At 61.7% G+C, this 23,104-nt stretch carries 21 protein-coding genes; 8 read left to right on the forward strand and 13 right to left on the reverse strand.

From position 1 onward, the window contains the following. Positions 1 to 55 precede the first annotated feature (55 nt). Positions 56 to 820, forward strand: coding sequence for an alpha/beta hydrolase (locus VJ698_RS24140; RefSeq protein WP_324105375.1), 765 nt, complete (start codon positions 56 to 58; stop codon positions 818 to 820). Here the strand turns inward: VJ698_RS24140 and VJ698_RS24145 are convergent. From VJ698_RS24145 to petA, 5 genes are all read right to left on the reverse strand, one after another. Then, positions 776 to 1,540, reverse strand: coding sequence for a lysophospholipid acyltransferase family protein (locus VJ698_RS24145; RefSeq protein ID WP_324105376.1), 765 nt, complete (start codon positions 1,538 to 1,540; stop codon positions 776 to 778). The two genes, VJ698_RS24140 and VJ698_RS24145, sit on opposite strands and share 45 nt — an antisense overlap. Before the next feature lie 254 nt (positions 1,541 to 1,794). Further along, positions 1,795 to 2,574 (reverse strand): slipin family protein, encoded by a 780-nt coding sequence (locus tag VJ698_RS24150; protein ID WP_324105377.1) that lies wholly within the window; start codon positions 2,572 to 2,574, stop codon positions 1,795 to 1,797. 14 nt (positions 2,575 to 2,588) lie between these two features. After that, entirely contained in the window at positions 2,589 to 4,004 is a 1,416-nt protein-coding gene (locus VJ698_RS24155) for a nodulation protein NfeD (RefSeq protein ID WP_324105378.1), read from the reverse strand. 129 nt (positions 4,005 to 4,133) lie between these two features. Further along, on the reverse strand, positions 4,134 to 4,412 hold the full coding sequence (locus VJ698_RS24160; protein WP_324105379.1) for a hypothetical protein: 279 nt from the start codon (positions 4,410 to 4,412) through the stop codon (positions 4,134 to 4,136). A gap of 29 nt (positions 4,413 to 4,441) precedes the next feature. Then, the gene (petA, locus tag VJ698_RS24165) at positions 4,442 to 5,035 is read right to left on the reverse strand and encodes a ubiquinol-cytochrome c reductase iron-sulfur subunit (protein WP_324105380.1); all 594 of its coding nucleotides are present in this window, start codon (positions 5,033 to 5,035) and stop codon (positions 4,442 to 4,444) included. A 369-nt stretch (positions 5,036 to 5,404) separates the two neighbouring features. Here petA and VJ698_RS24170 point away from each other — a divergent pair, with 369 nt between their 5' ends. The 3 genes from VJ698_RS24170 (at position 5,405) to VJ698_RS24180 (ending at position 10,699) form a co-directional block, all read left to right on the forward strand. Then, the gene (locus VJ698_RS24170; RefSeq protein ID WP_324105381.1) at positions 5,405 to 6,157 is read left to right on the forward strand and encodes a peptidylprolyl isomerase; all 753 of its coding nucleotides are present in this window, start codon (positions 5,405 to 5,407) and stop codon (positions 6,155 to 6,157) included. Between the two features lie 184 nt (positions 6,158 to 6,341). After that, positions 6,342 to 9,401 (forward strand): peptidase domain-containing ABC transporter, encoded by a 3,060-nt coding sequence (locus VJ698_RS24175; protein ID WP_324105382.1) that lies wholly within the window; start codon positions 6,342 to 6,344, stop codon positions 9,399 to 9,401. Continuing rightward, positions 9,398 to 10,699 (forward strand): sigma-54 dependent transcriptional regulator, encoded by a 1,302-nt coding sequence (locus VJ698_RS24180; RefSeq protein ID WP_324105383.1) that lies wholly within the window; start codon positions 9,398 to 9,400, stop codon positions 10,697 to 10,699. The genes VJ698_RS24175 and VJ698_RS24180 overlap by 4 nt, the downstream gene beginning before the upstream one ends. Positions 10,700 to 10,799: 100 nt before the next feature. On the opposite strand, the gene VJ698_RS24185 is transcribed toward VJ698_RS24180, so the two are convergent. From VJ698_RS24185 to VJ698_RS24200, 4 genes are all read right to left on the reverse strand, one after another. Next, positions 10,800 to 11,528 carry an ABC transporter ATP-binding protein gene (locus tag VJ698_RS24185; RefSeq protein ID WP_324105384.1) on the reverse strand — a complete coding sequence of 243 codons (729 nt, stop codon included), beginning with the start codon at positions 11,526 to 11,528 and terminating at the stop codon, positions 10,800 to 10,802. 14 nt (positions 11,529 to 11,542) lie between these two features. Continuing rightward, positions 11,543 to 13,495, reverse strand: a complete 1,953-nt coding sequence (locus VJ698_RS24190) for a branched-chain amino acid ABC transporter ATP-binding protein/permease (RefSeq protein ID WP_324105385.1) — start codon at positions 13,493 to 13,495, stop codon at positions 11,543 to 11,545. Positions 13,496 to 13,497: 2 nt separating this feature from the next. Continuing rightward, positions 13,498 to 14,388, reverse strand: coding sequence for a branched-chain amino acid ABC transporter permease (locus tag VJ698_RS24195; RefSeq protein ID WP_324105386.1), 891 nt, complete (start codon positions 14,386 to 14,388; stop codon positions 13,498 to 13,500). Positions 14,389 to 14,746: 358 nt separating this feature from the next. Next, the gene (locus VJ698_RS24200) at positions 14,747 to 15,904 is read right to left on the reverse strand and encodes an ABC transporter substrate-binding protein (protein ID WP_324105387.1); all 1,158 of its coding nucleotides are present in this window, start codon (positions 15,902 to 15,904) and stop codon (positions 14,747 to 14,749) included. A gap of 574 nt (positions 15,905 to 16,478) precedes the next feature. On the opposite strand from VJ698_RS24200, the gene VJ698_RS24205 reads away from it, so the two are divergent. Both VJ698_RS24205 and VJ698_RS24210 read left to right on the forward strand, forming a co-directional pair. Beyond that, positions 16,479 to 17,438 carry a transporter gene (locus tag VJ698_RS24205; protein ID WP_324105388.1) on the forward strand — a complete coding sequence of 320 codons (960 nt, stop codon included), beginning with the start codon at positions 16,479 to 16,481 and terminating at the stop codon, positions 17,436 to 17,438. A 26-nt stretch (positions 17,439 to 17,464) separates the two neighbouring features. After that, a complete protein-coding gene (locus tag VJ698_RS24210) occupies positions 17,465 to 17,905 on the forward strand; it encodes a TlpA disulfide reductase family protein (protein ID WP_324105389.1) in 441 nt (146 codons plus the stop codon). Between the two features lie 49 nt (positions 17,906 to 17,954). On the opposite strand, the gene VJ698_RS24215 is transcribed toward VJ698_RS24210, so the two are convergent. From VJ698_RS24215 to VJ698_RS24230, 4 genes are all read right to left on the reverse strand, one after another. Continuing rightward, on the reverse strand, positions 17,955 to 19,064 hold the full coding sequence (locus tag VJ698_RS24215) for an ATP-dependent 6-phosphofructokinase (protein ID WP_324105390.1): 1,110 nt from the start codon (positions 19,062 to 19,064) through the stop codon (positions 17,955 to 17,957). 96 nt (positions 19,065 to 19,160) lie between these two features. Then, a complete protein-coding gene (locus tag VJ698_RS24220; RefSeq protein WP_324105391.1) occupies positions 19,161 to 19,502 on the reverse strand; it encodes a zinc ribbon domain-containing protein YjdM in 342 nt (113 codons plus the stop codon). A gap of 66 nt (positions 19,503 to 19,568) precedes the next feature. Next, positions 19,569 to 19,979 (reverse strand): hemerythrin domain-containing protein, encoded by a 411-nt coding sequence (locus VJ698_RS24225; protein ID WP_324105392.1) that lies wholly within the window; start codon positions 19,977 to 19,979, stop codon positions 19,569 to 19,571. Positions 19,980 to 20,110: 131 nt separating this feature from the next. Further along, complete coding sequence (locus VJ698_RS24230) at positions 20,111 to 20,848, reverse strand: Crp/Fnr family transcriptional regulator (protein WP_324105393.1); 738 nt, start codon at positions 20,846 to 20,848, stop codon at positions 20,111 to 20,113. A gap of 267 nt (positions 20,849 to 21,115) precedes the next feature. Between VJ698_RS24230 and VJ698_RS24235 the strand changes: the two genes are divergently transcribed. Together VJ698_RS24235 and VJ698_RS24240 are read left to right on the forward strand one after the other, a co-directional pair. Then, positions 21,116 to 22,216: a HAMP domain-containing sensor histidine kinase gene (locus VJ698_RS24235; protein ID WP_324105394.1), complete on the forward strand. Its 1,101-nt coding sequence runs from the start codon at positions 21,116 to 21,118 to the stop codon at positions 22,214 to 22,216. Between the two features lie 85 nt (positions 22,217 to 22,301). Further along, the gene (locus VJ698_RS24240; protein WP_324105395.1) at positions 22,302 to 23,000 is read left to right on the forward strand and encodes a hypothetical protein; all 699 of its coding nucleotides are present in this window, start codon (positions 22,302 to 22,304) and stop codon (positions 22,998 to 23,000) included. Positions 23,001 to 23,104 lie beyond the last annotated feature (104 nt).

Below are 23,104 nucleotides of genomic sequence, written 5' to 3' on the forward strand. Positions count from 1 at the left end.
ACATGGCGCAGTGATCGTCCTCTCACTTCTGTCAATTGCCGGATCAACATCAACCATGCCAACGCCGCTCGGATACCGACTGAGAAGATTGAAGCGCAGCCTGCTTGCGAAAACGGCATTGCTGACGTCGCGTGCCAGCTCCTTGCTGGGAAACACCAGCACCCTCGCAAAGATGGAGTACCTCGGCCATGAACCAGGCCGGCGGCTCGTGATTTTCCTGCCGGGCATCGACGACCTGGCCGAGGATTTCGAGCGCAGGGGATTCATTGACGACATGCGCCGGCACGGCATCATGGCTGATGCCATCGCGATCGATGCCCACTACGGCTACTACGCTACGCGCACCATCCATGACAGGATCACGGACGACGTGGTTTCTTCCGCGCGTTCGGCCGGCTATGAGGAGATATGGCTTGCCGGCATTTCACTCGGTGGCTTCGGCGCGGCCTCGTACGCTGCGCGGCATGCATCGGACATCTCCGGCCTGCTTCTGTTCGCGCCTTACCTTGGCGGCGCGCCGCTGATTCGCGAAATCGTTGCAGCTGGCGGAATTGACCGATGGGAACCGGGCGAAGTGGGCACGGATGACTATCAGCGCGCCTTGTGGTCCTGGTTCAAGCAACACCTTTCCAGAGACGATCCGGCGCTGCCGATTTATCTCGCTTACGGCAACCGCGACATGTTCCGCCGGGCCAATGGCCTGCTGGGCCAGGTTTTGCCGCAGGAGCGCGTGCTGTCGATTCCCGGCGGCCATGACTGGCACACCTGGAAGGCGCTATGGCAGATGGTGCTGCCGAACTGGAAATCCTCCCTCGGCTAACCCCTCGCCGGACAACGGCGCCATGGCACGCCGTACCGCTTCACGCAGCTCTTCTGCGGCTGCCACATCCCCGTCCCCGGGCATGGTCACCGGTCCGATCTCCAGATGCAACGCGCCACGTCGCGGCATCCATGTCCCCGGCTGCAATGCCTTGCGCACGCCACGCAGGCCTGCGACCACGACCGGAACCTTCGCGCCGGCTGCGGCAAGAAATGCTCCCGAGTGAAACGGCCTCAGCCCGGGTTCGGGTACAAACATCCCTTCCGGAAACAGGATGACGTTCTCGCCATCCTTCAACGCCCGTGTCAGCCGCTTCACGTTCGAACCCTTGCGGCCCGGCCTCGAATGCATGAGCACGATCACCCCGATGCCCCGCAGCAAAGGGCAGATCAGGCTCTGGCTGCGATACTGCTGGCGCACGACGAAGGCATATCCCGGCCGTGGCGGAAGCAGCGCGACCAGGACGAGGCCATCGAGAAAACTGGTGTGATTGACCAGCAGGAGATGCGGCGCAGACGGCAAGCGCTCGATTCCCCTTGCGGACAGTGGCATCCCCGCGAGGCGGAACATCAGGCGCGTGGCACAGCGGGCAACCGGCCTTCCCCATGAAGGCCGGCGCAGCACCATCAAAACGATGCCGAAAGACAGCACCACAAGGATGAACACGCCCCACGCATAACAGCCGAACAACCAGTCGCGAAAGCGTCGTGAGCCTGTCATGGAAAAAAGTCGATCAGGAGAAATGATGAGACATGGTTGGTTGGCACCGCAAAACCCGTTGTCCACGGAAAACACGAAAAACACGAAAAATTCCAAAAGCATTCCGGCGTTCTGCGAAAGCTATGGAACTCCGCACTATGGCAACTCGGTTTGAGTGTTGTGCCACATGCTTTACGATTCATTCGAAGTCTTCGATTATTCCGTGTTTTCTGTGTTTTCCGTGGACAATGGTTCTTTGCTGTCCGGACAACGCCTTACCCAGGCTTGCGCCCCTCGCCGCGCATTGCTTCGTTCAGGCTGGTCATCAATTCGATTGGCATCGGAAAAACGATCGTTGATGTCTTGTCGCCGGCGATATTGCTCAGGGTTTGCATGTAGCGCAGCTGCATTGCGCCGGACTGCTGCGCGAGGATGTTGGCCGCCTGCATCAGCTTTTCCGATGCCTGCAGCTCACCTTCGGCGTGGATCACTTTCGCGCGGCGCTCGCGTTCTGCTTCTGCCTGCCGCGCGATGGCGCGCACCATCGATTCGTCGAGGTCGACGTGCTTGATCTCCACGTTCGAGACCTTGATGCCCCAGGCATCGGTCTGCGCGTCAAGCACCTGCTGGATGTCCAGGTTCAGGCGCTCGCGTTCGGCCAGCATGTCGTCGAGTTCATGCTTGCCGAGCACGGAGCGCAGGGTCGTCTGCGCGAGCTGGCTGGTCGCTTCAAAGAAATTGGCGACCTGGATGATCGCCTTGTCCGGTTCGACCACGCGGAAGTAGATCACGGCATTGACCTTCACCGAGACGTTATCGCGCGAGATCACGTCCTGCGTCGGTACGTCGAGTACGATGGTGCGCAGGTCGACGCGCACCATCTGCTGCATGGCGGGAATGATGATCACCAGGCCCGGGCCCTTGACCTTCCAGAAACGGCCGAGCTGGAACACGACAGCGCGCTCGTATTCGCGCAGGATGCGAATCGAGGAGACGAGCAGCACGATGACCAGGAACAGCAGGCCGCCGAATCCGAATCCGAAATCAATGAACATGGCTCATCTCCTTCTCAATGACTTTCCAGCGGGACGACTTCCAGCAGCAGTCCCTTGCGCGCGACGACGCGCACTTTCTGCTTGCGTTGCAGCGGCATCTTGCTGACCACGTGCCAATTTTCCCCATGGAGCAGCGCCCACCCCTCGCCGGGCGCGCCTGCCTGCGTGATGTCCACCACTTCCGCCGTGTCGCCGATCATTTCCACCGGTCCGCTGACGATCTTGCGCCGCCGTGTCTTCAGGACCACACCGACCATGCCGACGATCAGCAGGGCGCTCAGCACGGCAACGGTGACGATCAGCGAGAGAGGAATGCCATAGCCGGGCAGCTCGGTGTCGATCAGCATCAGCGCACCGGCGATGAAGGCCGCAACGCCGCCCAGCCCGATGATGCCGAAACTGGGAAGGAATGCCTCCGCGATCATGAAGGACAGACCGAGCAGGATGAGCCCCAGTCCTGCGTAATTCACCGGCAGCAGTTGCAACGCATATAGCGCGAGCAGCAGGCAGATGCCGCCGACCACGCCTGGCACGCCGAAGCCGGGACTCATGAATTCGAACAGCAGACCGTAGACGCCGATTGTCATCAGCAGCAACGCGATGCCGGGATGGGTGATCGTGGCGAGGAGCTTCGCGCGCCAGTCGGGTTGCAGGTCGATGAGCGCCGCGTCGCGGGTGTGCAGTTGGCGGTCCTGTCCGGCGGCATTGATGGTCTTGCCGTCCACGTGTGCGAGCAGCGCCGGGATGTCCGGCGCGATAAAGTCGACGACATGCATGCGCAGCGCCTCATCCGCCGGCAGGCTCACCGCTTCGCGCACGGCGCGCTCGGCCCAGTCGGGATTGCGGCCCCGCAGCTGCGCCAGTCCGCGGATGTAGGCGGCGGCATCGTTGACCTGCTTGCGCGTCATCGGCGAAGTGGTGGCGTCGTCGGAAGACGCGGCCTTGCCGCTCTTCCTGTCCTTGCCGTCGCCGGCCGGCTCGGACGGTCCGCCGATCTGCACCGGCGTTGCTGCGCCGAGATTGGTGCCGGGAGCCATGGCCGCGATATGGCTTGCGTACAGGATGTAGGTTCCCGCGCTGGCGGCGCGCGCTCCGCTCGGTGCCACCCAGGTTGCGACGGGCACCGGCGAGGCGAGGATGGCCTTGATGATCGAGCGCATCGAGGTGTCCAGCCCGCCCGGCGTATCCATCTTCAGAATGACGATCTGGCTGCCGTCCTTTGCGGCGCGCGCGATGCCGCGCACGACATAGTCTGCCGTCGCGGGGCCGATGGCGTCGTCGATGGTCAGCAGGGTGGCCGGTGCAGGTGCGGCGATTGCCGGGAGCGGGAGGAGGGAAAGCAGCAGCGCAAAGAGCAAGGCGCGCACCAAGTCCGCGCGCCGCCCGCCGGGCGCGGCTGAAGCGGTGACTGGACATTCCCGACGCAACATGGCGATGCTCCGAACATGGAAGAAGGTACCGCGCCTGTCTGCTCCATGCCTTCGATCATGTCTGCATGCAGCGTGGAACGCATTGCGCCCGATCAGTAGGAACGCAGAGCATTGCAGGCGGACAACCTTCTAGAAGCGGTCAGGCTCTGTGGGTGGCGCTTCTGGCGGAGAGTGCTCGGGAATGATTTCGGGCGCGCCGGGCCCGGGGGGAATGCTCGGATCGGGCGGCGGTTCGGGGATCTCCGGGCCGGGCGGCGATGGCGGCGTGATTTCCGGCTCGTGGCCCGGCACCACCGGGATTTCCGGCGGCGTGCGCGGTGTTTGCTGCAATGAAGGCGTCGTTTCCACGTCAGGCTGTCCTTTGATGTGCTTCGGAGCGCTGGTTGCGCCGGTCTGCACGGAACGCATCGTTCATGCCACCGTGCGATTGCATCGGCTCAGCCTGATTTCTTGTCCGTGCCGATCACAAGCCTGGTGTCGCTGAGATAGGTGTAGGGCGGCACTTCGAGGTTGCGCGGCGCCGGGACATTCTTGAAGACGCGTCCCGCAAGATCGAATTTCGATCCATGGCAAGGGCAATAGAACCCGCCGGGCCAATCGGCACCCAGGTCGGACGCTCCCGGTTCCGGGCGGAACACCGGCACGCAGCCGAGGTGGGTGCAGATGCCGATCACCACGAAAAAGGGCGGGCGGATGGAGCGGGCGGGATTGACGGCATACTGCGGCTGCTGCGGCTGTGATGAACCGGGGTCGACCAGCAGGTTGTCATGCTTGGTCAGGCCGGCCACCATGGCCTCGGTGCGATGGAGCAGCCAGATCGGCTTGCCGCGCCATTCGACGGTGGTCAGCTTGCCCGGCGCAATGGTGCTGATGTCCACTTCGACCGGAGCGCCGGCGGCGCGTGCCGCCTCGCTTGGCTGCATGCTGGAGAGAAACGGCTCCGCGACAGCCACGACGCCGATGCCGCCAACGACAGTGGTGGCGGTGAGCAGGGCCTTGCGCCGGTTGAGATCGTCAATAGTGTCTGCCATCTGGGTCTCCTCACTGAAGACGTGCTGCGGATGCTCCCTGGAGTTTTTGGCTTTTTCCACGCCGCGCATCATTGTCTGTCGCGATGCCTGATGTGAAATTGACGCGCGGCGAGGCAATCCGGTTCCCGTCCCGATGCACAGCATTTTCCATACCACGCATGCAGGATGCCCGCTGACCATTTCTTGCGTCCGGCCGGACAGAATCTTTTGCCGGTCATCCATGGTGTCGCCCGCCGCAGCGGCCGAATGTAACGAGACTTTGCGTATTCTCCAATCGCATGTCCTTGCCTCTCGAACTGGCCGCTTTTCGTGCTCATCTAAAGAAATCCGCAGGGGCCGTCGCCGAAATCAGAGCAAGGAGCGTACGAAATGACAGCGATTGTACGAATCGACGATGAAGTCATCGATGTGAACGACTTCGTCAGGATATTGAAGCTCACAGGGCAATTCGAAGGACTCGTGGAGCAACTGGTCAGGGACAAGCTGACGGTGCGCGCGGCGAAGAAGAAGGGCGTCTCCGTGACGCCGGAGGAAATACAGGAACGGGCGGACCAGTTCCGGCGGGTGCAGGGCCTGCATCGCGCGGCCGACATGAACCACTACATGGATGCGCTCGGCATCAGCCTCGACGAATTCGAGGAATTCGTTACCGACAGCCTGTATCAGGAAAAGATGATGGCGGAGGTCTGCAGCGACAAGGCGGTCGACGCCTACTTCAAGCTGAATTCACCCAAGTTCGACAGTATCGAAGTCAGCCACATCGTGATGGATACGGAAGGCAAGGCCAAGGAAATGATGTCCGTGCTGCGCGACGATCCGGAAAGCTTTGAGGAAATGGCGCGCGAGCATTCGATCGCCGACACACGCGAGAAGGGCGGACTGATCGGCAAGGTGCTGCGCGGATCGCTCAAGACGGAAATCGAGGCAAAGGTGTTCAACGCCTCCGTCGGCGACCTGCTTGGGCCTTTCCCGTCACCGGACAAGTCCTTCTTCGAAATCTTCATGGTCAACGCCAAGCATCCGGCCATGCTGGACGAGGAAACCGCCGCGGAGGTGCGCCGCCTGCTGCGCGAGGAATGGCTGATGGCAAGGGCGCAGGAACATATCATCGAGGCGAGGTAGCAGATCGGTTAATTGCGCCGCCTGTTCCTTCCCCCTTGCAGGGGGAGGGTTAGGGTGGGGGTAGTGGGGCTGAATTACCGCAGAAGTGGATTCACACACTCTACCCCCATCCTGGCCTTCCCCCTGCAAGGGGGAAGGAACCTGGCGGCAATCTCGCTGAAGCCGTCTCTTTCGCACGTCACCCATGGAAGCCTCACCCAAACCCCAACCCCTCGCCGATTTCCTCTCCTCCGTGGAAATCCTTTCGCCCTTTACGCACGAGGAGCTCAACCAACTGGCGGTGCATGCCGAATCGCGTTTCTTCAATTTCGGCGACACCGTTTGCAATGCCGGCGATCCGGCGACCGGCCTGTTCGTCATCAAGTCCGGCTCGGTGCGCATGTTTACCGAAGAGCATGGCAAGGAAATCAGCATGGGCGTGCGTAAGGTCGGCGAGGTGTTCGCGGACATTGCCATGCTGCGAGATTACCGGCATGAATCTTCCGTGCGCGCCTCGGCCAAGACCGAGCTGCTGTTCATTCCGCGCGAGGTGATCGAGCCCATCGTGGCGCGCAACCCCGCCGCCTACACGTTCGTGACGAGCTATGTCGCCATCAGCTCGGCCGGCGGCTTCGTCACCCGCCTGTTCGATCTGCGCGGCAAGGTCAACAAGAACGAGCTGGAGGAATTCATCCGCAGCGTAGGCGTGAAGCGAGTCGCCGCCGGAAAGGAAATACTCAAGCAGGATTCGCGCGACGATCGCCGCCTGTACGTCATCCGTCAGGGCGAAGTGCGCATCGTGCGCAGCGAGGAAGGTGAGGAGTACACGCTTGCGACCTTGCGCCACGGCGAGATTTTCGGCGAGAAGGCATGCCTGATGCGGCAGGAACAGATGGCATCGGTCGTCACGAGCACCGAAGTCACCTTGCTGGTGATCCCCGAGAAGACCATACACGTCATTCTCGAACGCAATCCGAAGCTGCGCGAGGTGCTGGAAGACCGCGTGCGGATCATCGAGCGCGAACTGCATCGCCAGAAGAAGCTGGCCGAGCGGCGCAAGCGGCCGGTGGTGCTCGACCTGCAATCGAAACCCGAAGCCGGCGAGAAGATCATCAAGCGCTTTGCCTGGGTCGAGCAGGCCGAGGAAATGGACTGTGGCGCGGCCTGTCTCGCCATGTTGTGCAAGCATTACGGCATCCCGATGACGCTCGGCAAATTGCGGGAACTGGCCAATGTGACCACGGCGGGCGCGACCATGGACAGCCTTGCGCGCGCCGGCGAATCGCTCGGCTTCACCACCCGCGGCGTGCAATGCACCTACGAAGCGCTGCTCGGTTTCGAACTGCCGTTCATCATCCACTGGGAGGGTTACCACTACGTCATCGTGTACGGCATTTCGAAACAGCAGGTATGGGTGGCAGACCCGGCGATCGGCTTCCGGAAAATGAGCGTGGAAGAATTCGAGCGCGGATGGAGCGGCACTTGTCTTGTTTTCACTCCCGGCCAGAACCAGGTGCAACTGGCGGCCGCCCGTTCTCCCTGGATACGCTTCGTCGGCTATCTGAGTCCGTACCGCAAGATCCTGGCACACCTATTCCTCGCAACCTTCGTGATCCAGGTGCTTGGCATCGTGCCCCCGATGATCATCCAGAACATCCTGGATGGCGTGATCGTGCACCAGAATTTCAGCCTGCTGCACCTGCTGATCATGGGCCTGATCATCGCCAATGTGTTCACGCAACTGATGACGACCATCCGTTCCTTCCTTGCCAACTTCATGGTGCGCAACATGGACTTTGCGATGATGTCGCAGTTCTTCAAGCACACCATGTCGCTGCCATTCTCCTTCTTTGCCAAGCGCAAGACCGGCGACATCCTCGCGCGCTTCCAGGAAAACATCACGATCCGCGCCTTTCTCACGGAATCGACTGTCACCACCATTCTCAACCTGCTGATGGTTTTTCTCTATTTCACCATCATGTTCATGTACAACGTGAAGATGACGCTGGTGCTGATCGCTTTCGTGATTCCCATCATCGCGCTGACCGTGTTGGCGACGCCGCGCGTGAAAAACTATGCGCGCGAAGTCTTCGCGGCCTCGACGGATGCGCAGGCCTACCTGATGGAAGCGCTGGGCGGCGTGGAGACGGTGAAAGGCATGGGCATCGAGCGGCCGGTTCGCCTGAAGTGGGAAAAGAAATACGCCAAGTCGCTCGAGACACAGTATCGCGCGCAGACCTTCAACATCTGGGTATCGCTCGTCAGCCAATTGCTCAACGCCGCCACGACCATCGCCATTCTTTGGGTCGGTGCGAACCTGGTGCTGGCGCGTGAACTCACCATCGGGCAGTTGATGGCATTCAATGCACTGATGGGCAGCGTGCTCGCGCCCCTGATGGGGCTGGTCGGACTGTGGAGCAGGCTGAACGATGCGGGTGTGGCGATGGAACGGCTGGGCGATGTGCTCGACATGGAGCCGGAACAGAGGCCGGAGGATTTGCCTTCGCGCGTGGTGTTGCCCGATCTGCAGGGCGAGATACGCCTCGAGAACATCTACTTCCGCTATGGCGGCAACGACACGGCCTACGTGCTGGAAAACATCAGCCTCGACATCAAGCCGGGCGAGCTGGTTGCCATCGTCGGCCGCAGCGGTTCGGGCAAGACCACTCTGGCGAAAATGCTGGTGGGCTTCTATCCGCCGAGCGAAGGCAAGATCATCGTCGACGGCTACGACATGAGCGTGATCGACAAGGAGTATTACCGCGCGCAGGTCGGCTACGTGATGCAGACCAACCTGGTGTTCTCCGGCACCATCGCCGAGAACATCGCGAGCGGCGACGAAAGCCCGGACCGGCGCCGCATCGAGGAAGTGGCGAAGATGGCCGATGCGCATGCCTTCATCAGCAAGATGCCGCTGGGCTACGAGCAGGTGGTCGGCGAGCGCGGCATGGGCCTGTCGGGTGGACAGATCCAGCGCCTGTGCATCGCCCGCGCGCTGTACCATGATCCCCGCCTGCTGGTGTTCGACGAAGCCACCTCGGCGCTGGACACGCAGTCGGAAAGCAACATCATCGGCAACATGAGCGAAATCCTGCGGGGCCGCACCGCCGTCATCATCGCGCACCGGCTCAGCACGATCATGCGCGCCGACAAGATCCTCGTGCTGTACGAGGGTGCAATTGTCGAGCAGGGACGACACGAAGAACTGGTGGACAGGAAGGGCATGTACTACCAGCTGGTGCAGAAACAACTGAGTGCGGCATGAAACTCTACAATCCTCTCGGACATGCCAGCTCCGCCGTGTCCTACGCGGGGCTGATTGAAAAGATCGAAATCATGCGCTCCACGCTGCGCTGGGCATCGAAGCTGGAACGCCCCGACATCGAAAAGCTGCTGCGGCAATCCGGCGCCCTGCGCGACGAAGTGATGCAGCTGTCGCACAAGGAGCGCTTCGTGCAGGCCGCTTCCGCCGAGCCTGTCGTGGTGGAGCAGACGCCCGGCGAACGCAGGCAGGCATTGCTTGACCGCAGCTTCGTGTTCGAAGGCACCTTCGGTGACAACCCGAAACTGCTGGAATCGCTGGAGATCGCGGAAAAGGCCGCGCCCACCGACCTGCCGGTGCTGATCGACGGCGAGAGCGGAACCGGCAAGGAGCTGATGGCGAAAGTGATCCACGCCAACGGCTCGCGCGCCGACAAGCCTTACATCTCCGTCAACTGCGGCGCGATACCCGATAACCTGCTGGAGTCGGAACTGTTCGGCCACAAGAAGGGCGCCTTCACCGGCGCGGCAAATGACCGCAAGGGCAAGTTCGAAAGCGCCCACAAGGGCACGATCTTTCTTGATGAAATCGGCGAACTGCCGCTACCGGGGCAAGTGAAGCTGCTGCGCGTGCTGCAATCGCACGAGATACAGCGCGTGGGTTCGGACGAAGTGATCACGGTCGATGCGCGCATCGTTGCTGCAACCAACAAGAACCTGCGTCAGCTGATCGAGGAGGGCACCTTCCGCGAAGATCTCTTCTACCGGCTCAGCGTGATCCATGTCACCCTGCCGCCGTTGCGTGAGCGTAAGGACGAGATTCCCTTGCTGTTCGCCTATTTCGGCGACGAGGCGGCGGAAGCGCTGAAACGCGCGCCCATCAAGATGACGCCGCGCCTGCGCGACTTCCTGCTGAATTACGCCTATCCGGGGAATATCCGCGAGCTGCGCAACCTGATCTACCGGCTCTCATGCCTTGCGGGCGACACAGCGGATTTGTCGCATCTGCCGGAGGCGATCCGCCCGACGACACAGGTTGCGCCCGTCCTTCCCGCAGTCGGCTCGGCGACCTTCGCAACGCTGAGCGACGCCAAGCGCGCCGCCAGCGACGAAGCGGAAAGGGCATTCCTGGAAAAGGGATTGCGCGAGGTTGGCGGGACGGTGGCGGAGCTGGCGCGGCGCTGCGACATGAACCGTTCGCATCTGCAAATGCTGCTGAAGAAGCATGGCATTCATTCGAAGGATTTCAGGCAGAAGAATATTGTGCGCGGCGGGGGAGAGAGGGATTTGAGTGTGGGGTGAGTTGTCGGGGCCATATTTGCGTCGCGCTCCTTCCCCCTGCGAGGGGGAAGGAACCCTACTGTGCGCTTGGCAAGCGCAGCCCGCAGGAAAACGTCAGCCCTCAATGCTGATGCCCACCCCCCAAATACGCCGCCTTCACCGCCGGATCATTCTTCAGGCTCTCTGCCGGGCCATGCACCGAGATGCGCCCGTTCTCCAGCACATAACCATAATCCGCCACATTCAGCGCCGCTGCTGCGAACTGCTCCACCAGCAGCATCGTCACGCCGCGTTCCTTCAGGCGCGAAATGATGCGGAACACTTCATCAACGAGAATCGGCGCCAGTCCCATTGATGGTTCGTCGAGCAGCACCACTTCCGGATTGAGCATGATGGCGCGCGCCATGGCTAGCATCTGCTGTTCGCCGCCCGAGAGCGTCCCGGCCAGCTGGTCCTGCCTTTCCTTCAGGCGCGGGAACAGTTCCAGCGCCTTCTCCAGGTCGGTGTTGATGTCGCCGCGCGGGCGCGAGCGGGTGAAGCGCGGGAAGGCGCCGAGCAGAAGGTTGTCCTTCACGCTCATGGTCGAAAAAACGCGCCGGCCTTCCGGCGAATGTGCGAGGCCGGCGCGGGCGATGCGGAAGGAATCCATGCCGGTGACGTCCTTGCCGTCGAACCGGACATTGCCTTGCTTCGGCTTGAGCATGCCCGAGATGGCGCGCATGGTGGTGGTCTTGCCGGCGCCGTTGGAGCCGATCAGCGTTACCACCTTGCCCTTCGGGACTTCCAGCGAAATGCCGTGCAGGACTTCAACCTTGCCGTAGGCGGCGTGCAAATTCTGAATCGATAACATGTTGATGTCCTCTCTCAAGCTGCGACTGCGCTCTCGGCGCTGCCACCGAGATATGCCTCGATCACGCGCGGATCGGCCTGCACCATGGCGGGCTTGCCTTCGGCGATCTTCTGGCCGAAGTCGAGCACCGTGACGGTGTCGCAGATCGACATCACGACGTCCATGTGATGTTCGATCAGGATCAGCGTGATCCCATGCTCGCGGATCTTGCGGATGATCGACACGAGTTCCTTGATGTCGGGCGCGGTCAGGCCGGCGGCGGGTTCGTCCAGCAGCAGCAGGTTCGGGTTGAGCCCGAGCGCGCGGCCGATTTCCAGCAGGCGCTGCTTGCCGTAGGGCAGATTGCGCGCTTCCTCGTTGGCCAGTTCCGGCAGGCCGACGAACTTCAGGATGCTGGCGGCGCGGATCCGCGCACTGCGCTCTTCCTCGCGATAGCGGCGCGTGTGCAGCATCACGTCGAGAATGTTCGAGCGGAAGGTGTGATGCAGACCGACCAACACGTTTTCCGTCGCGGTCATTTCGCCGAACAGCTGCACGTTCTGGAAGGTGCGCGCCACGCCGCCGAGCGCGATCGCCGACGGCGTCGATCCGGAGACCACGCGGCCATTGAACTCCACGGTGCCGGCGGTCGGCTGGTAGATACCGGTGAGCACGTTCATCATCGTGCTCTTGCCGGAACCGTTGGGGCCGATCAAACCGTGGATGGAGCCGGCCACGACGTTCAGGTTGACCTGGTTGAGCGCCTTGAGGCCGCCGAACTGCATCAGCACCTGGCGTGCCGCGAGCAGCGTGCTGTTCGCGCTCACGCTTTGGCCCGGTGCCGCCCATGCATGCTTCTCGTCGCCTTTCTCATGGAACTCTTCATGACGATGCACCGCGTGCGGGCGGATCTTTTCGACCACGCCGCGCAGGTAGCCGACGATGCCGTCCTGCAGGTAATACACGACGAACAGGGTCATCAGGCCGAAGATGGTGAGGCGCCAGTCGGTGATGTTCTCGAGCCGGTAGGAGAAGACGGCCATGCCGATGGTCGATGCCACCGGCACCAGCACCTCGTGCGCAGTGCGGGTCTTCTTCGTCAGCATGAAGGCGCAGCTGCCCGTCACGATGACGGCGGCGGCCACGGCGATCTTGCGGAACAGCTCGATGTCCGACAACAGGCTCGGCAGCATCACCACGATCAGTGCGCCAATCAGTGCGCCGGAACGGGTCTTGCGTCCGCCCATGATGACCGCCAGCAGGAACAGGATCGTGAGTTCAAAGTTGTAGGTGTTCGGCGAGATGTATTCTTCCGAGTAGGTGTACAGGCTGCCCGCCAGGCCGGCGAGCCCGGCGCTGATCACGAAGGCATACACCTTGTAGCGATACACCGAGACGCCCATGCAGTCCGACGCCACCGGGCTGTCGCGCAAGGCCTGAAAGGCGCGGCCGAGATGCGACTTGAGGATGCGGTGGACCACGATCAGCGACAGCACCATCAGCGCAGCGACGACGTAGAAGTACGGCACCTCGGTCAGCTTGACGCCGAAGAAGGAAGGCTTCGGTACCTTGATGCCGAGCGGGCCTTCGGTGAGGAAGGTCATCTCGTTGATCAGGATCTGCACGATGGTGCCGAACGCCAGCGTTACCATGGCGAGGTACGGGCCCGTCACGCGCAGCGCCGGCAAGGCCAGCAGTGCGCCGAACACCGCGGTCACCGCGATGCTCGCCGGCACCGCGACGAGAAACGGCATGCCCAGCTTGAAGACGAGGACGCCCGTGGTGTACGAGCCGATGCCGAACAGGGCCGCATGGCCGAGCGACACCTGGCCGGTGTACCCGACCACGATGTCCAGCCCGAACAGCAGGATCGCGTAGATCAGGATGGTTTCCGCGAGATGGATGTAGTAGGGGTTATGGAAGACCTGCGGAAACAGCGCGAGCGCGGCGATGCCGGCGAGCGCAAGGATGCGATTCTTGTTGAACATGTTTACACCTTCTTGATCGCGGCTTTGCCGAACAGGCCGGCGGGTTTGACGGCGAGCACGAGCAGCAACAGCAGCAGGCCCGGTACTTCCTTGTAGCCGGTCGAGATATAGAAGCCGGTCAGCGTCTCGGCAACGCCCAGGATCAGGCCGCCGACGATGACGCCGACGCCGGAGGTGAGGCCGCCGATGATCGCCACCGCGAAGGCCTTCAGGCCGAGCGCCGAGCCCATGGTCGCGCCGGTCAGCGTCAGCGGCGCCACCAGCACGCCGGCAAAGGCCGCGGTTGCGGAAGACAGGGCGTAGGAGAAAGTGATCACCATGCTGGTGTTAATGCCCATCAGGCCGGCGGCATCGCGGTCGTTGGAGGTGGCGACCACCGCCTTGCCGTAGATCGACTTGCGGTTGAACATTTCAACAGCCAGCATCATCGCCAGCGCGCCGATCACGACGACCACCTGCATCGGCTGCACGTTCGCGCCGAAAACCTGGAACGGCGCTGCGGACAGCGGGGAAGGGAAGGTCAGGTCGTCCTTGCCCCAGATGTTTTCGGCGACGTTCTTGAAGATGATCGCGAGCGCAATGGTCGACATGATCCAGCCGAATTCCGACTTGATCTTGATCGACGGGCGCACGCCGATCCGTTCGACGACCGCGCCCTGCAAGGCGCCGAACAGGATCACCAGCGGAATCATCAGCCAGTAGTTGAGATAAGGCCCGCCGTGGATGTTGCCCACGAGGCTGAGGCCGACCAGGGCGCCAAGCATGAGCGCTTCGCCCTGGCCGAAATTGAGTGTGCCGGAAGTCGCGAAGGTGAGCTGATAACCGAATGCGATGACCGCATAGATCATGCCCAGCGCGATTCCGCTGAATGCGAGTTGGAGAAGGATATCCATGGTTGCCTTGGAAGCTGGAGCTTGGAAGACTCAAACGCGCTCCCCCTTCAAGGCCAGGATTTACCCAAAATGTTGGACATGTATCACTACGGTGTGAACGACATTTCGTAAGGTCCCTTCCCCCTTGCAGGGGGAAGGTCAGGATGGGGGTAGTGAGGTCGAATCGTCGCAGTCGAAAAATCGGCCTTCATACCCCCATCCCAGCCTTCCCCCCTTTCAGGAAGAAGGGGCCCTACGGCGCGCTCCTTGCACAGAAGTGCAAACATCGGCCGATTTGTAGGTAAAGCTGAGCCCTTGACGGAAGGAGTGCTCTCTCACGAGCGTTTCCCGTGATTAGTTCGAGTAGAGCCTTTGAGACTTACTGCGCGTGCACCACGTGCCCTGCCTTGACCATGCCCATGACCGGCATGCCCATCTTGACGGCTTCATGGTCGGCCTTGGTGAAGGGCTTGTCGTAGGTGGTCACGACGCCGTCGACCTTGGCCTGCAGGTTTTCCAGCGCGGCACGCACTTTCGGGCCTTCGGTGGAGCCTGCCTGCTTGATGGCGGCGGCCAGCAGGTAGACGGAGTCATAGCCCTGCGCGGCGGACACCGGCGACGGGATGCGTCCGCCAGCCGGCTTGTAGGTGGCAACGTAGGCATCGATGAAGGCCTTGCGCTTCGGCGTGTTGGCTTCCTGGATGAAGGTTTGCGGCATCAATGCACCTTCGCCGTTCTTGCCGGCGTTGTCGATGAAGTTGCCCATGGAAAGCGTCCAGCTGCCGATCATCGGCACCTTCCAGCTCAGTTTTTCCATGCCGTTGGCGATCTGCGCCAGTTCAGGGCCGATGCCATAGGTAAGGATGGCTTGCGCGCCGGCGGCCTTGGCCTTCAGCAGCTGCGCCGTCATGTCGACGTCCTTGATGTTGAACTTCTCGACGGCGACAGGCTTGATGCCTTTCTTGTTGAGCGCCTTCTCCAGGTCCTCGCGGCCAAGTTGGCCGTAGTTGGTGGAGTCGGCCAGGATGGCGACCTTGGCCAGCTTGCGCTTGCCGATCGCTTCGTCGACGATCATCGCGGACTGGATGGTGTCGTGCGCAGCATTACGGAAAATGTAGTTCTCGGGCTGGTCGTCGAACTGGTGCGTCACCAGCGAGCCGGTGGCGACGTTGTTCATGACGGGAATCTTCGCTTCCTGGTAGAAGCGTTGCGAGGCGAGCGACACGCCGGTGTTGATGAAGCCGACGGTGGCGACGACCTTCTCCTTGTTGATCAGTTCCTGCGCCACTTGCACGCCGCGTTCGTTCTTCGCTTCGTCATCGCGCTCGACCAGCTGGATCTGGCGTCCGAGCACGCCGCCGTTCTTGTTGATTTCGGTCACAGCCAGCTTGACGCCGTCACGCATCGAAACGCCCATCGGCGAAGAGCCGCCGGTGAAAGGCCCTGACACGCCGATCTTGATCGGATCCGCTGCGATACCCGCGACGGACCAGCTTACCAATGCAGCAGCAATGAGCGTCTTCATTTTGTATGTCATGTCATCCTCTAACTTTTCTAGTGGTTTTTGGTTGCGTCAGATCCAGTCCGACACGTTGGCGATGCGTTTCGATGGGATGCAAGGTGACTTGCGCCGACAAAGAAAACCGCAACGGGATGAGGGTATTACGAGTTAGTTGTTCATACAAGCGTATAACTACGTAGGTATGTGCGTAATAGCACGTTGTGATTGTTTTAATGTTATTGAACCCGCAGAAGGGATATCACGGAATGCATCGAAGCCGGTGCGCCTCACGGCCGGCGGCCATCCGCTCCGCAATGTCTTTGTCTTGATCGATCCACCCGCCGCAGGAACGCCACGCGTCCTCGCAGCATCTATTTTCTGCAAACGTTGTTGGAGCGTGACAGGCCGGGCCTTCTGCGCGCGGCATAATGCGCCAGTTCGAAAAAGTTGATCCAGATCACCCGGAAAGATCACTCTCAAATATATGATTTGTTCCACACGGAAAGGTGCTCCCGAGCATGTCGGCGCCATTCCGTAATACATTCGATTCCTGCCTGCCGTCGTCACATGGCTACAGCTGGTCCATCCATCATTGAAGCAAACCCTGCACATGAAGAATCCGAAGTTGCTGCTCCTTGCCGTTGCCGCCGGCGCCATTCCCTCCTTGTCCTTTGCCAGCTGCGGCGCCGCCTTTTGCACCGTGAATTCCAACTGGACCTCGGAAAGCGCCATGGTCGAGTCCGGCTCGTCCTTCGACCTGCGTTATGAATTCATCAAGCAGGACCAGCCGCGCACCGGCACGGACAATATCGCGGTCGGGCAGATCCCGCACCATCACGATGAGGTCAGCACCTACAACCGCAATCTCGTTGCAACCTACAGCCGCAGTTTTGCCTCGGGGTGGGGCGTGTCCGTGATTGCGCCGCTGGTGGATCGCGACCACACGCATATCCACAATCACCAGGGCGGAAAGGATCTGGAACAATGGAACTTCACTGAACTCGGGGATATGCGCGTGATCGGCCGCTACCAGTTGCCGTTGATCGGCGACCCGATCAATGCCGCCACCGCCGGCCTCACCTTCGGCCTGAAGCTGCCGACCGGACGGACCGATGTGGCGAATGCAGATGGCGATGTGGCAGAGCGCAGCCTGCAGCCGGGCAGCGGCACCACCGACCTGATCGCCGGTGCCTACTACCACCAGAAGCTTCCGCACCTGAATTCAGCGTGGTTCGCGCAGGCGCAATATCAGCATGCGCTGAACGAACATGACGGCTTCAAGCCGGGCGCCCAGTTCGGCGCGGACGTCGGCTACCGCTACGGCGTCAGCGACAATCTCGGCGCGCTGGTGCAGCTCAACGCCGTGGTGAAGCAGCGCGACAGCGGCACGCAAGCGGAGCCAGCCGACAGCGGCAGCCGCGCGGTGTTCCTCAGCCCAGGGCTGAGCTATGCGGTGGCGAGTAACCTGCAGGTCTATGGCTTCTACCAGCACCCGCTGTACCAGGACGTCAACGGCGTGCAGCTCACCGCGAAACGAGCCTTCGTGCTCGGCCTGAGCGGGCGGTTCTGATCAACCACTAACGGAATGCGAAGCCCATGCTGAAACGTTTCCTGATCCTGCTGCTTGCGGCCCCGCTCATCGCGCATGCGACGCCATCCGGTTTTTCGCTGACGGACATGCAGGGAAAGACGCACACGCTGGCGGGGCACCAGGGCAAGTGGGTGCTGGTCAATTTGTGGGCCACGTGGTGCGCGCCTTGCCTCGGCGAGATGCCCGAACTGGAAGCACTCGGCAAATCGCGCGGCGACCTCGTGATCCTCGGCGTGGCCGTGGACGGACAGAGTCCGCGCAGGGTGGCGCAGTTCGTGGAAAAGCTGCACGTCACTTATCCGGTTGTGGCCGGCGATGAGGAACTGGCGAAGCAGTTCAAGCCGCGCGGCTTCCCGACCAGCATCCTCTACGATCCTGCCGGCAAGCCGGTACTGACCAAGGAAGGCGTGATCACGCGCAAGGATATCGAGAGCGCACTGCATTAAGGATGTGAGGCTTCGTGCCTGCCGCTGCGGGAGTTGGCGGGGCAGGCGACTAATCCCCGAAGCAGATCCCCAGGTCGCGCCCAGTCTGCAGCGTGTCGCTGTCCATCGGCACCGCCTTCATGCGGCCCGCGACTTCTTCGAGGGAGACATAATCCACGTTGGGGAAGGCGAGCGACACCATGACGCCTGACAGGCCGTTGCCGAGCGCGCGCACGGCCGCGGCACCGAAGCGCAAGGCCGCCAAACGGTCGAAGCTGGTCGGGCTGCCGCCGCGCAGAAGGTGGCCGAGCACCACCACGCGGGCATCCTTGCCGGTGCGCTCAGCGAGCGCTTTCGCGACGCGCTCACCCATGCCGCCGAGTCGCTCGGCATGGCCGGCTTCCGCCGGCGTGACCACCTCGCGATGTCCGTCGATGGGTTCGGCACCTTCCGCCACGACGACGATCGAATACATGCGGCCCAACTTGTCGCGGCCGCGGATCTTGGCGGCGACCTTGTCCACGTCGAAGCGGATTTCCGGAATCAGGATGCTGTGCGCGCCGCCGGAGATGCCGGAGTGCAGGGCGATCCAGCCGGCGTAGCGGCCCATCACTTCCACCACCATGATGCGCTGGTGGCTTTCGGCGGTGCTGTGCAGGCGGTCGAGGCATTCGGTGGCGAAGGCCACCGCGGTGTCGAAGCCGAAGGTGGTGAAGGTCTTGTCGAGGTCGTTGTCGATGGTCTTGGGCACGCCCACTACGCGCAGTCCCTTGCGATGCAACGCGTTGGCGATGGTCAGCGAGCCGTCGCCGCCGACCGACACGAGCGCATCCAGTCCTTCGCGCGCAAAGTACTGCAGGATCTCGTCGGAGCGGTCGGTTTCCCTGACCGTACCGTCCGGCATGGCAGTGGGGAAGCTGAGCGGATTGCCCTTGTTGGTCGTGCCGAGGATGGTGCCGCCGAGATGCGCGATGCCGCGCACCTTGTCCATGGTGAGACGGACCACGCCGCCTTCGGGATAGCGTTCCGGGCAGAGGATGCCGTTGAAGCCGTCGCGGATGCCGTAGCATTCCCAGCCGCGCTTGGAGGCGGCAACGACCACCGAGCGGATGACGGCGTTCAGGCCGGGGGCGTCGCCGCCTCCGGTGTTGATGGCAATGCGTCGGATCTGGCTGGACACGGAGACTCCTGCAGGGAACATGACTGGTTGATATGCAGGGAAGTATCTACGGCGACCATGATCAAGTCAATCGCCGCCGGCCGCCACGCGGACCGCTCAGGCCTTGCGCAGGTAGCACGCTTTCAGCATGAAGCTGCCTGCATCCATCTTGCAGTCGACCTCATGGTCGCCGCCGACGAGGCGGATGCTCTTGACCTTGGTGCCCATCTTCAGGGTGATGGACGATCCCTTCACTTTCAGGTCCTTGATGAGCACGACGGAGTCGCCGTCGCTCAGCACATTGCCGTTGGCGTCTTTCACCACGGCGTCGGCGCTGTCATCAGCGACGGCGGTCTGCGCCATGGGCCACTCGTGCCCGCAGTCGGCGCAAACATAGTTGCTGCCGTCCGGGTAGGTGTTTTCCATGGCGCATTGCGGGCAGGAGGGGATAGAGGACATGATTTCTTTCACATTGCAAGCGGTTCAAAGGCGGGAAGTATAACCGCATGAAATGAATTCGAGAAATCAATAAGCCTCGATTGCCGGGTAGAACTCGGTGTTTTCCCTGCACATCCGGTCATACAGGACGCGCAGCACGTTGTTGGCATCGGCGCGGAATTCCTCCGGTTTGTTCGTCAGCGTATGCGCCGTATTCCAGCGGCGCGCGAAGTCAAGGTAAGAGTGGGCGATGCCCGTCATCTCGTCCTGATAGCGTTGACCCATGCGCGTCAGCGTGGAATCGCCGGTGTTCTTCAGTGCCGGATAAAGGACCTTGTCCTCGACGGCGAGATGCAGCTTGATGGTGGAGCTCATCGAAATGATCCTGCGCGCAATCTCTTCGGCATTGGTGCCGATGCCGCTCTTGACCAATGCCCTTAAAACCGAGATGGACGAAAGGATTTCAACATGCTGGTGTTTGAACTTGTCGATGTTCATGATTTCTCCTGGGCGATGTTCGCAACAATGTGATTGAACGTGGCCAGCGTCCGGTCGATAAACCGTCTGAAAACGTTGCGGTGCAGTAATTTTAGAACGGCTCGCTAAAAGATGCAAATAAAATGTATCTTTTAGCGATCGACCTGGCCGGAGCCGCCCAAGCCCAGGAAATTGGCGAGATGCCGCCGTACCACGCCATAGCATTCGCAGCATGCTTCCTCGATGCCGGCTCGGTCCATGATGGTGATGACGCCGCGGTTGTACCTCAGCAGCCCGGCCTGCTGGAAGCTGCGCGCGATGAGGGAAATGCTGGGCCGATGCACGCCAAGCATGTCGGCCAGGAATTCCTGTGTTAGCTGGAAAGTCTGGGAGCGCGCGCGATCATGACTGTGAAGAATCCAGCGTGCGAAGCGCTCTTCGGTGGAGTGCAGGCGGTTGCACGCGACGGACTGCGAGACCTGCGCAAGATAGGCTTGCAGGAAACGGTAGGACAGGCGGCGCAGTTCCGGACACGCAGCGAGTGCGTCGTTGAACTTTTCCACGGGCATGCGCAGGCTTTCCCCGGGGATCTGGCAGATCGTGGTCTCGGTCGCCTGCGTGCTGCCGGTAAGAACATCCACCGTCGAGAGCCCTTCATAGCCAACGGTGCCTACCTCTACGGCCGATCCATCTTCCATGATCGCCAGCACGGAGTGCGCCCCGGACAGCGGGAAGTATGCATATCGAATCTCCTTGTCCCTTTCGAACAGCACTGACTTCAATGGCGTCGGAAAGAATTCGAGGTGCGGCCTGATAGCTTGAAATTCATTGGCCGGCAATTGCGCCAGCAGGAGGTTCGGGCATTCGGCGGCAGTGGCGGGGATGTTCATTGTCTGTCTTCGCGTTCGAGTCAATGTCAAGCCGGCGCGCGTGTGCTTGAGGGTAAGCGATCCCGCGTACCAGCGCGAACAGGATGATGCATGACAGACAAGATCAGGGATGAATGATTCCTCTGATTCTGTGCATGGACTGGGATCGAAATCGTACGTATAAAAGTATACAGACAGGGCGCGGCCGTTTTGCTACATTCGCCACCTTTCGAAATAAATACAATGCGCGGCCTCAGGAGCAGGAGAAGGTCGAGCCCAAGGAGATACATGAGACTGGCCGCATTGATGCTCGAAAATCTGGAGCCGCTCTGCCGGGAGTGGGAAGATTCCGCCCGCGGCATCCGGCCGCACAGCCGCTCTCCGGAGCCTGTCGATTTGCGCGACCGGATGAAGGAAATCCTGCAGGAAATCGCCGCTGCCGTTGCGGGATCGACGCCCATCGCCAACGCAACGGGCGAGGGAAGCGCGGTGCATGCGCATGCGGAGGCGCGGCTGAAGTCCGGCTTCGATGTGGAGCACCTGGTCGCCGAGTATTGCGCGCTGAGGGCGAGCGTGCTGCGCCTGCGGCTTTCGCAGGGCAAGAATGCCGACCGGCACGATCTGGACGACATGCGCCGCTTCGACGAAGCAGTGGATCGCATCCTCGCCGAGGCCGTGGCGCATTACGCGTCGCTGGTCCGCCGTTCGCGCGACATCTTTCTTGGCATGGTCGGGCACGATCTCAGGACTCCCTTGCAATCGCTCAGCATCGGCGCGCAACTCCTGCTCCAGCTTGCACAAGACGATTCGCGCTTGAGCCAGCTAGGTACGCGCATGCTCAACAGCGCATCGCGCATGAGCCAGATCCTCGATAATCTGCTCGACTTCACCCGCAGCCGGCTTGGTAGCGGCATGCGCATCAAACTCAGGCCGGCCGATCTCGCTGCCATCCTCGAACAGGTGGTCGAGGAACTGCGGCTTTCCCACCCGGAGCGCGCCATTGTCGTCCAGTCGCGCGGAGACCTTTCCGGCCGCTGGGACGCGGGAAGGATCGGGCAGGTCTGCCAGAACCTGATCGGAAATGCCCTCCAGCACGGCGGGCGCGAGGGCGATATCACGGTACGCGCGCAAGGCGACGAGAATGGCGTCAGGATCGACGTGCACAACTACGGAGAGCCGATTCCGGAAGCCGAGCAGGCGAGGATCTTCGATCCGATGCACCGCTACGTGAACCAGGCTGCGGGGCGAAGCGATTGGACCAGTCTCGGGCTTGGTCTGTATATCGTGCGGGAGATCGTCCAGGCGCATAAAGGCAGCGTCGAGGTGAGGTCGGCGGTCGGGAGCGGCACGACTTTCAGCGTGTGGCTTCCGAAAAAAGACGCCCCATGAGCGGCATTGGCCGGCCTCGTTCATAATGTTGCGTTCGCGGCCTTCCTTCGCCGCTCCTCCTCGCCTGGCTCAGGACAGCAACATCATGGAACAATTTCAAGCCTTCGACGCCAGCCTGCTGGACCATGCCGGACTGAACCGGCAAGCCGTGTTCGACCTGGATGCCTTGCCTGCAGACATCGCCGCGCCGTTGCGCGCCGGCAGCAACGCCCGCTTCCGGCAACTCATCCTCCTGGGCCACGCCGGAAGACGTCTCTGGGAAGCGGTCAAGACGTCCGACGTCGACCCGGAGCATCCGATCGACGATTTCACTGTGCGCACCGTGCGCCGCTGGTTCGCGGACAAGCACCCGCAGCATACCTACGACATCATTTATCCCGGAAGCCAGACCATCGGCCTGCAGCGCCTCGGCCAACTGGCGGGCTGGCATCACGCGACCCCATTCATGGTCGGCATCGACCCGAAGTGGGGCACGTGGTTCGCCTACCGCGCCGTCGTCCTCGCGGACACGGCCTTTGTCCCCACGCGCTCGGTGGAAGGCGAACATTCCTGCATGTCCTGCAAGGACAAACCCTGCATTACCGCGTGTCCGGCAAATGCGCTGGAAGGCGGGCAGTTCGACCTCGCGCGGTGCATCGGCTATCGCCGGCAAGCCGATTCGCGCTGCAGGGAAACCTGCGTGTCGCGCCTGAGTTGTCCGGTTGGCATCGAGCACCGCTATCCCGAAGAACAGATCCGCCACAGTTACACGCTCTCGCTGCGGGCGATCGAAAAATACTATTAAGGCTTCCTCCGCCGGCAAGCATTCGGATGCCCCACGGCTCCATGAAATCGGCCCCAACTTGATCCAGATACGCGCGTCCGCCCCCATTTCGTCGTAGCGTAGCA

This window comes from Noviherbaspirillum sp. (assembly GCF_035254685.1).
Classification (GTDB): domain Bacteria; phylum Pseudomonadota; class Gammaproteobacteria; order Burkholderiales; family Burkholderiaceae_D; genus Noviherbaspirillum.

Coding starts and splice junctions, on each gene's coding strand:
- VJ698_RS24140 (WP_324105375.1), top strand. CDS start 56: ATGCCAACGCCGCTCGGATACCGACTGAGAAGATTGAAGCGCAGCCTG.
- VJ698_RS24145 (WP_324105376.1), bottom strand. CDS start 1,540: ATGACAGGCTCACGACGCTTTCGCGACTGGTTGTTCGGCTGTTATGCG.
- VJ698_RS24150 (WP_324105377.1), bottom strand. CDS start 2,574: ATGTTCATTGATTTCGGATTCGGATTCGGCGGCCTGCTGTTCCTGGTC.
- VJ698_RS24155 (WP_324105378.1), bottom strand. CDS start 4,004: ATGTTGCGTCGGGAATGTCCAGTCACCGCTTCAGCCGCGCCCGGCGGG.
- VJ698_RS24160 (WP_324105379.1), bottom strand. CDS start 4,412: ATGCGTTCCGTGCAGACCGGCGCAACCAGCGCTCCGAAGCACATCAAA.
- petA (WP_324105380.1), bottom strand. CDS start 5,035: ATGGCAGACACTATTGACGATCTCAACCGGCGCAAGGCCCTGCTCACC.
- VJ698_RS24170 (WP_324105381.1), top strand. CDS start 5,405: ATGACAGCGATTGTACGAATCGACGATGAAGTCATCGATGTGAACGAC.
- VJ698_RS24175 (WP_324105382.1), top strand. CDS start 6,342: ATGGAAGCCTCACCCAAACCCCAACCCCTCGCCGATTTCCTCTCCTCC.
- VJ698_RS24180 (WP_324105383.1), top strand. CDS start 9,398: ATGAAACTCTACAATCCTCTCGGACATGCCAGCTCCGCCGTGTCCTAC.
- VJ698_RS24185 (WP_324105384.1), bottom strand. CDS start 11,528: ATGTTATCGATTCAGAATTTGCACGCCGCCTACGGCAAGGTTGAAGTC.
- VJ698_RS24190 (WP_324105385.1), bottom strand. CDS start 13,495: ATGTTCAACAAGAATCGCATCCTTGCGCTCGCCGGCATCGCCGCGCTC.
- VJ698_RS24195 (WP_324105386.1), bottom strand. CDS start 14,388: ATGGATATCCTTCTCCAACTCGCATTCAGCGGAATCGCGCTGGGCATG.
- VJ698_RS24200 (WP_324105387.1), bottom strand. CDS start 15,904: ATGACATACAAAATGAAGACGCTCATTGCTGCTGCATTGGTAAGCTGG.
- VJ698_RS24205 (WP_324105388.1), top strand. CDS start 16,479: ATGAAGAATCCGAAGTTGCTGCTCCTTGCCGTTGCCGCCGGCGCCATT.
- VJ698_RS24210 (WP_324105389.1), top strand. CDS start 17,465: ATGCTGAAACGTTTCCTGATCCTGCTGCTTGCGGCCCCGCTCATCGCG.
- VJ698_RS24220 (WP_324105391.1), bottom strand. CDS start 19,502: ATGTCCTCTATCCCCTCCTGCCCGCAATGCGCCATGGAAAACACCTAC.
- VJ698_RS24225 (WP_324105392.1), bottom strand. CDS start 19,979: ATGAACATCGACAAGTTCAAACACCAGCATGTTGAAATCCTTTCGTCC.
- VJ698_RS24230 (WP_324105393.1), bottom strand. CDS start 20,848: ATGAACATCCCCGCCACTGCCGCCGAATGCCCGAACCTCCTGCTGGCG.
- VJ698_RS24235 (WP_324105394.1), top strand. CDS start 21,116: ATGAGACTGGCCGCATTGATGCTCGAAAATCTGGAGCCGCTCTGCCGG.
- VJ698_RS24240 (WP_324105395.1), top strand. CDS start 22,302: ATGGAACAATTTCAAGCCTTCGACGCCAGCCTGCTGGACCATGCCGGA.